A 317-nucleotide genomic window follows, 5' to 3' on the forward strand; every position below is an offset into this window, starting at 1 on the left:
TTAGGGCCGTCTACGACAAGGAAAAAGCACGCTGGGAACTGCACCTCGTCTGTAAAGACGAGATCGAGACGCCCAACGCACCCGGAACCGAGACGGCTGGTATCGACCTCGGTATTAGTAACTTTGCGGCGGTCGCCTACAGCACCGAAGAATCCAGCCTGTACCCCGGCAACCGCTTGAAGCAAGATGGGTTGCCTCGTTGCGCCGCTAATTAATCGCACTCTCGGTGCTTTCTCCGTCCAGTTTCCGTGAAAGTTGTATGCAATTGGACGCCTTCTGTCGATATGAAGTCGAAGCGGTCAACAATACGACAGTGT

At 54.3% G+C, this 317-nt stretch carries 1 pseudogene; it reads left to right on the plus strand.

Annotated elements, in window-relative coordinates:
* Positions 1 to 191, plus strand: a pseudogene (locus O2S87_RS19035) (transposase); the annotation flags it as partial.
* Positions 192 to 317 lie beyond the last annotated feature (126 nt).

It is taken from the genome of Halohasta sp. A2 (assembly GCF_056175805.1).